Annotated in this window: 10 protein-coding genes and 1 pseudogene; 5 read left to right on the forward strand and 6 right to left on the reverse strand. The window is 74.5% G+C overall.

All coding sequences use genetic code 11. The annotated features are described in order from the left end of the window. Together GFJ45_RS13770 and GFJ45_RS13775 are read left to right on the forward strand one after the other, a co-directional pair. A pseudogene (locus GFJ45_RS13770) lies at window positions 1-379 on the forward strand (hypothetical protein); the annotation flags it as partial. Beyond that, the gene (locus GFJ45_RS13775; protein WP_153398185.1) at window positions 376-624 is read left to right on the forward strand and encodes a hypothetical protein; all 249 of its coding nucleotides are present in this window, start codon (window positions 376-378) and stop codon (window positions 622-624) included. The pseudogene GFJ45_RS13770 and the gene GFJ45_RS13775, both read left to right, overlap by 4 nt. A 48-nt stretch (window positions 625-672) precedes the next feature. On the opposite strand, the gene GFJ45_RS13780 is transcribed toward GFJ45_RS13775, so the two are convergent. Further along, a complete protein-coding gene (locus GFJ45_RS13780; RefSeq protein ID WP_228387058.1) occupies window positions 673-1,122 on the reverse strand; it encodes a VOC family protein in 450 nt (149 codons plus the stop codon). Between the two features lie 10 nt (window positions 1,123-1,132). Further along, the gene (locus GFJ45_RS13785) at window positions 1,133-1,582 is read right to left on the reverse strand and encodes a helix-turn-helix transcriptional regulator (RefSeq protein ID WP_153398187.1); all 450 of its coding nucleotides are present in this window, start codon (window positions 1,580-1,582) and stop codon (window positions 1,133-1,135) included. Window positions 1,583-1,642: 60 nt separating this feature from the next. Between GFJ45_RS13785 and purF the strand changes: the two genes are divergently transcribed. Together purF and purM are read left to right on the forward strand one after the other, a co-directional pair. Beyond that, complete coding sequence (gene purF, locus GFJ45_RS13790) at window positions 1,643-3,229, forward strand: amidophosphoribosyltransferase (RefSeq protein ID WP_153398189.1); 1,587 nt, start codon at window positions 1,643-1,645, stop codon at window positions 3,227-3,229. Window positions 3,230-3,252: 23 nt separating this feature from the next. Next, window positions 3,253-4,365, forward strand: a complete 1,113-nt coding sequence (gene purM, locus GFJ45_RS13795) for a phosphoribosylformylglycinamidine cyclo-ligase (protein WP_153398191.1) — start codon at window positions 3,253-3,255, stop codon at window positions 4,363-4,365. A gap of 31 nt (window positions 4,366-4,396) precedes the next feature. Here the strand turns inward: purM and GFJ45_RS13800 are convergent, their stop codons facing one another. The 3 genes from GFJ45_RS13800 to GFJ45_RS13810 all read right to left on the reverse strand — a co-directional run bounded on the left by GFJ45_RS13800 (window position 4,397) and on the right by GFJ45_RS13810 (window position 6,063). Beyond that, window positions 4,397-4,903 (reverse strand): hypothetical protein, encoded by a 507-nt coding sequence (locus GFJ45_RS13800; protein WP_153398193.1) that lies wholly within the window; start codon window positions 4,901-4,903, stop codon window positions 4,397-4,399. Between the two features lie 78 nt (window positions 4,904-4,981). Then, window positions 4,982-5,203 (reverse strand): DUF3073 domain-containing protein, encoded by a 222-nt coding sequence (locus tag GFJ45_RS13805; RefSeq protein ID WP_153398195.1) that lies wholly within the window; start codon window positions 5,201-5,203, stop codon window positions 4,982-4,984. A 179-nt stretch (window positions 5,204-5,382) separates the two neighbouring features. Next, window positions 5,383-6,063, reverse strand: coding sequence for a copper resistance CopC family protein (locus tag GFJ45_RS13810; RefSeq protein ID WP_153398197.1), 681 nt, complete (start codon window positions 6,061-6,063; stop codon window positions 5,383-5,385). A gap of 66 nt (window positions 6,064-6,129) precedes the next feature. On the opposite strand from GFJ45_RS13810, the gene GFJ45_RS13815 reads away from it, so the two are divergent. Then, window positions 6,130-6,786: an IMPACT family protein gene (locus tag GFJ45_RS13815; RefSeq protein WP_153398199.1), complete on the forward strand. Its 657-nt coding sequence runs from the start codon at window positions 6,130-6,132 to the stop codon at window positions 6,784-6,786. A gap of 51 nt (window positions 6,787-6,837) precedes the next feature. Here the strand turns inward: GFJ45_RS13815 and GFJ45_RS13820 are convergent, their stop codons facing one another. Beyond that, window positions 6,838-8,085: a carboxylate--amine ligase gene (locus tag GFJ45_RS13820; RefSeq protein WP_153398201.1), complete on the reverse strand. Its 1,248-nt coding sequence runs from the start codon at window positions 8,083-8,085 to the stop codon at window positions 6,838-6,840. Window positions 8,086-8,333 lie beyond the last annotated feature (248 nt).

An 8,333-nucleotide genomic window follows, 5' to 3' on the forward strand; every position in this document is an offset into this window, starting at 1 on the left:
CGTCTGCGGCCACTGTCTGGACGCCGTCCAGGCGTCCGTGCGCCAGCTCCCCGGCGTCCGCTCGGTCGCCGAGGCCTGGTGGCGTGGCACCGCCGAGGTCGCGGGCCGCTACCAGAAGGCGCTCACGGCCGCGGTGGCGGCGGGCGAGCGCGACGCCCACGACCTCCCGGACCGGTACCTGTCGCTGGACTCGGCCGGGACGCCGGCGCTGAGCAGCGTCGACTTCTTCGAGGAGCAGGTGGGCCGGGCCGCTGAGCTCGGCTTCACCGACGTGATCGTGCACTGGCCCCGGCCGGAGGACCCCTACCGCGCGTCGGAGGCCGTGCTGGCGGAGGTGGCGTCCCGGTGCCTGACCGGCCGGGCTACCGTGGACCCGTGAGCCCCGACGAGCCGCGCCGCTCGCGCCCGGCAGGGCGGCCGCCGCGCCGCCCCCTGATGGCGCCGTTCCTGGTCACCGGGACGCTGCTCGGCGCGCTGCTCGGGATGATCCTGTCGGTGTCCCGGCCGCCGGTGCCGGGGTCGGGCATGGCCCAGGAGCTGATCGTGCTGGCCCTCGTCGGCGGCATCCTGGGGCTGCTGGTGGGCTCGGTGGCGTTCCTCGTCGTCGAGCGCCGCCGCCGCTGACCGGCACACCGCCGGGCGGCCACGCGACCCTCAGCCGGCCGCGCGCTCTCAGTCGCCCCGCGGCAGGTCGGTCTTGAACCGGATCATGTTGCCCGCCGGGTCCCGGACGGCGCAGTCGCGCACCCCGTAGAACTGGTCCATCGGCTCCTGCACGACCTCCGCGCCACGGGCGCGCACCTGCTCGAACACGGCGTCGACGTCCTCGCAGGCGAAGATCAGCGGGGTGAGCACGCCCTTGGCGAGCATGTCCGCCATCGCGTCCCGGTCGGCCTGGCTCATCCCGGGGTAGCCCGCGACGGACTGGATGGTGATCTGCACCCCGGGCATGGTCGGGCAGGCCAGGCTCAGCCAGCGGAAGTCGCCCTGGGAGACGTCCTGCTGCACCTCCAAACCGAGGGTGTCACGGTAGAAGGCCAGCGCCGTGTCGTGGTCGTCGACGACGACGAAGCAGTTGGCCAGGGTCATCGTCGCGGTCGGTGTCGAGGTAGTCGTGCTCATGACCGGAACGCTACGGCCCGGCAGGCGCCGGCTGCTTCTCCGATCCTGACCGGTTCGGTGCCGGCCCGCGCACGGGGCGGGTGCCCTGCGCGGCCACGCACGGCGGCACCCCGGCCAGCTGCTGGTGGGCGGCCGCGTCGGCCCGGTAGCGGCTCGGAGCCACCCCGAGCAGCTCGGTGAAGCGGGCGCTGAACGACCCCAGCGAGGTGGCGCCGACCGCGTGGCAGGCCTCGGTCACCGACAGCCGGCCCGTGCGCAGCAGCGCCGCGGCCCGCTCCACCCGCCGGGTCATCAGGTAGGCGTAGGGCGTCTCCCCGTAGGCCGCCCGGAAGGAGCGCTGGAAGTGCCCGGGCGACATGTGCGCCTGCGCCGCCAGCCGCGGCACGTCCAGCGGCCGGGCGTACTCGCGGTCCATCAGGTCGCGCACCCGGCGCAGCCGGACCAGGTCCCGCCTGTCCATGCGGGCCAGCCTGCCACGGCTCCGGCGGGGACGGGAACGGCGCTGTGGGACACTGGCTGTGTGGCACGCGCGGACGGACGGCTCAACCACGACCTTCTGCCCGGCGAGAAGGTCCCCCAGGACGCCTGCGGGGTGTTCGGCGTCTGGGCCCCCGGCGAGGAGGTCGCCAAGCTCACCTACTACGGCCTCTACGCCCTGCAGCACCGCGGGCAGGAGGCCGCCGGCATCGCCGCCAGCGACGGCCGCTCGCTGCTGGTCTACAAGGACGTCGGCCTGGTCTCCCAGGTCTTCGACGAGTCCAGCCTCGCCTCGCTGCGGGGGCACCTGGCCGTCGGGCACTGCCGCTACTCGACGACCGGCAGCAGCGTCTGGGAGAACGCCCAGCCCACCCTCGGCGGCACCACCGGCGGCACCGTGGCGCTGGCGCACAACGGCAACCTGATCAACACCGCCGACCTGCGCGACCGGCTGGCCGAGCGCTACGGCGGCGACCTGCGGCGTGCCCCGGGGGAGGTGGGCCGTGGCAACACCACCGACACCGCCCTGGTCACCGGCCTGCTCACCGCCGACCCGGACCGCTCGCTGCAGCAGGCGGCGCTCGAGGTGCTGCCGCTGCTCCGCGGGGCGTTCTCGCTGGTGTTCTGCGACGAGGGCACGCTGTATGCGGCCCGCGACCCGCAGGGGGTCCGTCCCCTGGTGCTGGGTCGGCTGGAGCGTGGCTGGGTGGTCGCCTCCGAGACCGCCGGGCTGGACATCGTGGGCGCCAGCATGGTGCGCGAGGTGGAGCCGGGTGAGCTGATCGCCGTCGACGAGAACGGGCTGCGGTCGGAGCGGTTCGCCGAGCCCGACCGCAAGGGCTGCGTGTTCGAGTACGTCTACCTGGCGCGCCCCGACACGCTGCTCAACGGCACCGAGGTCTACGCCGCGCGGGTGGAGATGGGCCGGCAGCTGGCGCGGGAGCACCCGGTCGAGGCCGACATGGTGATGCCGACGCCGGAGTCCGGCACCCCGGCGGCGATCGGATACGCCGAGCAGTCGGGCATCCCGTACGGGCAGGGGCTGGTCAAGAACGCCTACGTGGGCCGCACCTTCATCGCCCCGAGCCAGACCATCCGGCAGCTGGGGATCCGGCTCAAGCTGAACCCGCTGCGTGAGGTGATCCGGGGCAAGCGGCTGGTCGTCGTCGACGACTCGATCGTGCGGGGCAACACCCAGCGCGCGCTGGTGCGGATGCTGCGCGAGGCCGGCGCGGCCGAGGTGCACGTGCGGATCTCCTCGCCGCCGGTGCGCTGGCCCTGCTTCTACGGGATCGACTTCGCCACCCGCGCCGAGCTGATCGCCACCGGCCTGGAGCAGTCCGACATCTGCACCTCGCTCGGTGCGGACTCGCTGGGCTACATCAGCCACGACGGGATGGTGGCCGCGACCGGCGAGCCGCGGGAGCGGCTGTGCACCGCCTGCTTCTCCGGGGAGTACCCGATCCCGCTGCCGGAGGAGGACCGGCTGGGCAAGGACGTGCTGGAGCTGGAGTTCCCCGCCGCCACGCCGGCGGCCCCGGGCGCGGACGAGGTCGGCACCCTGGACATGGAGGGCGTCCGGGTGGGTGCCTCCGGTGGCGGTGCCGAGGACGCCGTGCGCCGGCCCTGACCCGCGCCGAAGGAGCCGATCGAGTGACCGAGCAGCCGATCACCTACGCCGCCGCGGGCGTCGACGTCGAGGCCGGGGACCGCGCGGTCGAGCTGATGAAGGCGGCGGTCGCCCGCGCCCAGCGGCCGGAGGTGGTCGGCGGGCTGGGCGGTTTCGCCGGCATGTTCGACGCCTCGGCGCTGCGGGGGATGACCCGGCCGGTGCTGGCGACGAGCACCGACGGCGTCGGCACGAAGGTGGCGGTCGCCCAGGCGATGGACGTGCACGACACCATCGGGATCGACCTGGTCGGCATGGTCGTCGACGACATCGTCGTCTGCGGGGCCGAGCCGCTGTTCATGACCGACTACATCGCCTGCGGCCGGGTCGTCCCGGAGCGGATCGCCGCCGTCGTCGAGGGCATCGCCCGCGGCTGCGAGCTGGCAGGCGTGGCGCTCGTCGGCGGGGAGACCGCCGAGCACCCCGGTCTGCTGGCGCCGGGGGAGTACGACGTGGCCGGCGCGGCGACCGGCGTGGTCGAGCACGACCGGGTGCTGGGCCCGCACCGGGTCCGGCCGGGTGACGCCGTGCTGGCGTTGGCGTCCTCCGGGCTGCACTCCAACGGCTACTCGCTGGTGCGGCGGGTCGTGGCCGCGGCCGGCTGGGACTGGGACCGGCACGTCCCCGACCTGGGGCGCACCATCGGTGAGGAGGCCCTCGAACCGACCCGGATCTACAGCCGGCTGCTGCTCGAGCTGCTGGACACCGTCCAGGTGCACGCCCTGTCCCACGTCACCGGCGGCGGGCTCGCGGCGAACCTGGCCCGGGTGCTGCCCGCCGGCACGCTGGCCACCGTTGACCGTGGGACCTGGCGGCTGCCGCCGGTGTTCCCGCTGGTCGCCGAGCTCGGCCGGGTGCCCCGCGAGGACCTGGAGCGCACCCTCAACCTCGGGGTCGGCTTCGTGGCACTGGTGCCCGCGGAGGAGGCCGAGCGGGCGCTGGAGCACGTCCGGGCGGCCGGGGTAGCGGCGTGGCAGCTGGGCGTCGTGGAGGACGGGCCCGCCGCCGGCGCGGCGGCCGGGGAGCAGGACTGGGTGCGGGGGGCCAAGGGTGTCGAGGGCGGCGCGGTCCGGCTGGTGGGCGACCACCCCACCTGACCGGCGGCGGACCGGCTCGCGGCGACTGCGTTCAGCCGGTCTCGGCCCGCACCACCAGGACGTCGAAGACGGTGCGCCCGGAGGGGCGCCAGTAGGTGGTCCAGTGCTGCCCGGAGGCGTCCCCGTGGAAGGCCGTCATCGGCTCGTCGCCGTGCGCGGCCGGATGCAGCAGCACCTGGTCGGCCGGGGAGTCCAGCTGCACCTGGAGCGAGTAGTCGATCGACGCGGTGCTCAGCCGCTCGAAGACGATGGCGTCGCCCTCCTCCTGGTCCGGCTCGTTGGGAGAATTCGCCTGGAACAGCTGCAGCTGCAGGCCCGGCACCGAGGCGGTGCACCCGTCCGGCGGTGCGGACCAGTCGGCGTCGGCGGGGAGCTCCTCGCAGGTCCAGGGCCGGAAGGTGACCTGGGCGAAGTCCTGGCTCTCGCGCCAGGGGAAGTAGATGACCGCCAGCAGCGCCGCGACCGCGCCCACCAGGGCGAGCCACCCGGGGAGGAGGCGGCGCCGGGGAGCGCCCCACCCAGCGGCGGTTCGACCCACGTCTCGTCCCTCCCTGCGGCGGGGTCGGCCAGGGCGCTCACTCGGCCCGCGGTCCACCCACCGGACCGCGGCACGCAGTCAGTCGCGTGGGGCCCAGCGGTCCTCGTCCTCCTCGAGGGTCGGGTCGGCGGCATAGCCGTCCGGCTCCTCGAGGCCCGAGTCCTCGTCAGCTGCCGAAGCGTTCTCGGAGCCGCCGGAGCGCAGCTCTCGCTCCAGCGCGGTGAGGTCGGTGTCCGGGGTGTAGTACTTCAGCTTCCGGGCGACCTTGGTCTGCTTGGCTTTGGCTCGGCCGCGCCCCATGGCGTGACCCCCTCGTGCGTCTGCCGGGGCGGCATCGCTCGCCGGTCGAGACACGGGTCTCGACCAGGCCACGCAGCCGGCCCGGGAAGTGTGCATCTGTCGTGGGTCCAACGGTACATGAGCAAGGGGTGTGCTCGCGCATCCGGGGCCGGTGGTGTCGGCGACCAGGCGCGTCGGCGTCAGGAGCGGCGGCGTGCCCAGGCCACCGCGGCCACCACGGCGGCGCCACCGAGTACGCCGACCACGGCCCACAGCCAGGGGAACCCGCCCGAGCCTTCCGCCTCGGCCACGGGGCTGTCCGCCTCGGTCGCCTGCTCCGCGTCCGGGGTGACGGTGGCCGCGCCCTCGGTCGTCTCCTCCGCCCCGGCAGCCCCGGCCTCGGCGGCGCCGGTGTCGGTGGGCCCGGTCTCGGCGGCCTCGTCACCGCGGGCAGCGTCCTGGGTCGGCTCCGCCTCGCCGCCGGCGTCGTCACTGCCGGCCCCGGTCACCTCGAACGACAGCTCGCCCGAGATCGGGTGGCCGTCGCCGGAGGTGACCCGCCAGGCGACCTCGTAGTCGCCGGGGGCCAGGTCCGCCGCCAGCGGCTGCCGCACGGTGGCGCCCTCGATGGCCGGATCGCCGTCGGTCGCCGGCCCCTCCGGACCGGTCACCTCGATGGCGGTGCCCAGCTCGGACAGCTCGCCGCTGAACTCCAGGACCAGCTCCTCGGGCGCCGCCACCTGCTCCCCGTCCTCGGGGGTGGAGCCGGTGAGCCGGTCGTGCGCGGAGGCCAACGGCGCCATCAGCATGCCGATCAGGCCCAGCACGGCGAGCACGACGACGCCGATGGTCACGGCGCGGCGGGAGCGGTCGGTGAACACCCCTTCACTGTAGAGCGCGGGGCTGTGGCGCCCGCGCGGGGAGGGAGCGGCCTAGGCTTGGCGGCCATGGCCGACCCCGGGCCCGCGCGGCCACCGGCGCCCCGCCGCTACCTGACGCTCGCCGCGCCGGTGACCGCGCAGGTGGAGGACCGCCGGTCGGTGTTCCGGTGCCGGCTGGAGCGGGTCGCCAGCGAGGCCGAGGCGCAGCAGGTCGTGGCCGCGGCGCGACGGGCGTTCCCGGACGCCCGTCACCACTGCTCGGCGCTGGTCCTGGGTCCGGACCGGTCCGTGCGGCGGGCCCACGACGACGGGGAGCCGTCGGGGACCGCCGGCGCCCCGATGCTGGAGGTGCTGCTGGGCAGTGGGCTGAGCGACCTGGTGGCGGTGGTGTCGCGGTGGTTCGGGGGGACGCTGCTGGGTGCCGGGGGCCTGGTGCGGGCCTACTCGGACGCCGTCCGGGTGGCCCTGCAGCAGGCGCAGCCGCGCACCCGGGCGCTGCTGGTCCAGGCGGTGCTGGAGCTGGACCACGCCGACGCCGGCAGGGTCGAGCACGCGCTGCGCGCGGCGGGGGCCGGCGTGGTGGGTGTCGACTACGGCGTCGCGGCCCGCTACGACCTGGTGCTCCCGCCGGACCGGGAGGCGGTCGCCGCCGAGCTGGCCCGGCTGACCGGCGGCCGGGCCCGGCTGGAGGTGACCGGTGAGGTGTGGCAGGACGTGCGGTGAGCCGGCGGTGACAGCCCGCGCCCGCATCCGGCTGGGCGGACCGGCCGGCGGTCAGAACCCGGTCGCCGTCGCCTTCGGGTAGTAGGTCCGGTACTTCTTGACGTAGTTCGCCTGCGCGAGCGCGACGTAGCCGCGGCGCCACAGCGAGTCCTTGTACTTCAGCGGGTGGAACACCCCGTTGCGGGTCACCCGGCGCAGCAGCTCCTTGGTGGGGTCGTCCAGGTAGCGGCGCAGCAGGAACATCGGCAGCACCGAGTAGAGCACCTCGTTGCGCACGATCGTCTGCGGTAGCCGCCGGTCCTCGATCAGGTCGGCCACGATGAACTCGGCGACGTTGGACCCTGCCGCGGTCACGTAGTAGTTGTTCCGCCCGATCCGGGGGTTCACCTCGAAGAACTTCATGACCCCGTCGCGCGGGTCCAGCTTGACGTCGAAGTTGGCGAAGCCGTGGTAGCCGACGTGCTTGAGCAGCCGCTCGGCGTGCGCCATCAGCTCCGGGTACGGCGTGGTGACCATCGCCGCCGGGTTGCCGATGGCCAGCGGCGTGTGCTCCTGCAGCAGCACCTGCGCGGTGGCCAGCAGCGTCACCTCTCCGGCGCTGTCGATGTAGGCGGTGATGGAGCGCATCGCCGTGTCGTCGCCGGGGATCAGCTCCTGGACCACGAACCGGTCCCGGAAGCCGGAGGCGCGTACCCGGGCGAAGATCGCCCGCAGCTGCTCGGGGCTGTCGACCTTGTAGATCTTCTGCTTGCCCTCGAACTTCAGCCCCTCGTAGGCCGCGCCGACGGCCGGCTTGGCCACGACGGGGAAGGTCAGGTCCACCTCCGCCGGGTCCCAGTCCTCGGCGTCGGCCCCGGAGAAGTCCTGCACCAGCGTGCGCGGGGTGGGGATGTCCAGCTGCTCGCACACCGTCGAGAACTCGATCTTGTCGGCGATCATGTCCAGCACCGGTCCCTCGACCGCGGGCACGACGTACCACTGCCGCAGCCAGTCGGCGTGGTCGCTGATCATCCGGCTGAAGGTGTCGGCGTTGCTCAGCAGCAGCGTGGTCCGCCCGCGTGCCTTGCGCTCCCGGCCCTGCCGCTCCAGCTCGGCCAGCGTCTCGGGCCGCTCGGCGTGGTCCCCGAGCTCCACGGCGTCCATGAACCGGGAGTTCTTCACCGGTCCGGCGATGACCCGGGAGATGACGGTGGAGCGCATCCCGTACCGCTCGTGGAAGGCGCGCGCCAGCCCGTAGATGCCGATGTCGGTGCCCAGCAGGACCAGGTCGAAGTCCGGGTCAGCCGTGGGTGTGCTCATGGGGGCTCCAGCAGGACGGGGAGGATGGTCGACGCCAGAGCCTACGGCAGCGACCCGCGCAGCCGTACGATGCCCGCATGCACACGCGGGGGGTGGGGTCGCCCCGGAAGGCCGGCCCCGGCCGGCTCGCCACCGGGGGCGCGCTGCTGGCTGTCCTCCTGGTCATCGCCGGGTGCTCCCCCGCGCCCGAGGCCCGCGTGCTCGAGGCCCCTGCCGGGGCCGCCGCGCCGCCGGCGCCCGCTGCTACC

The sequence above is a fragment of the Ornithinicoccus halotolerans genome, assembly GCF_009602535.1.
GTDB classification, from domain to species: Bacteria; Actinomycetota; Actinomycetes; order Actinomycetales; family Dermatophilaceae; genus Ornithinicoccus; species Ornithinicoccus halotolerans.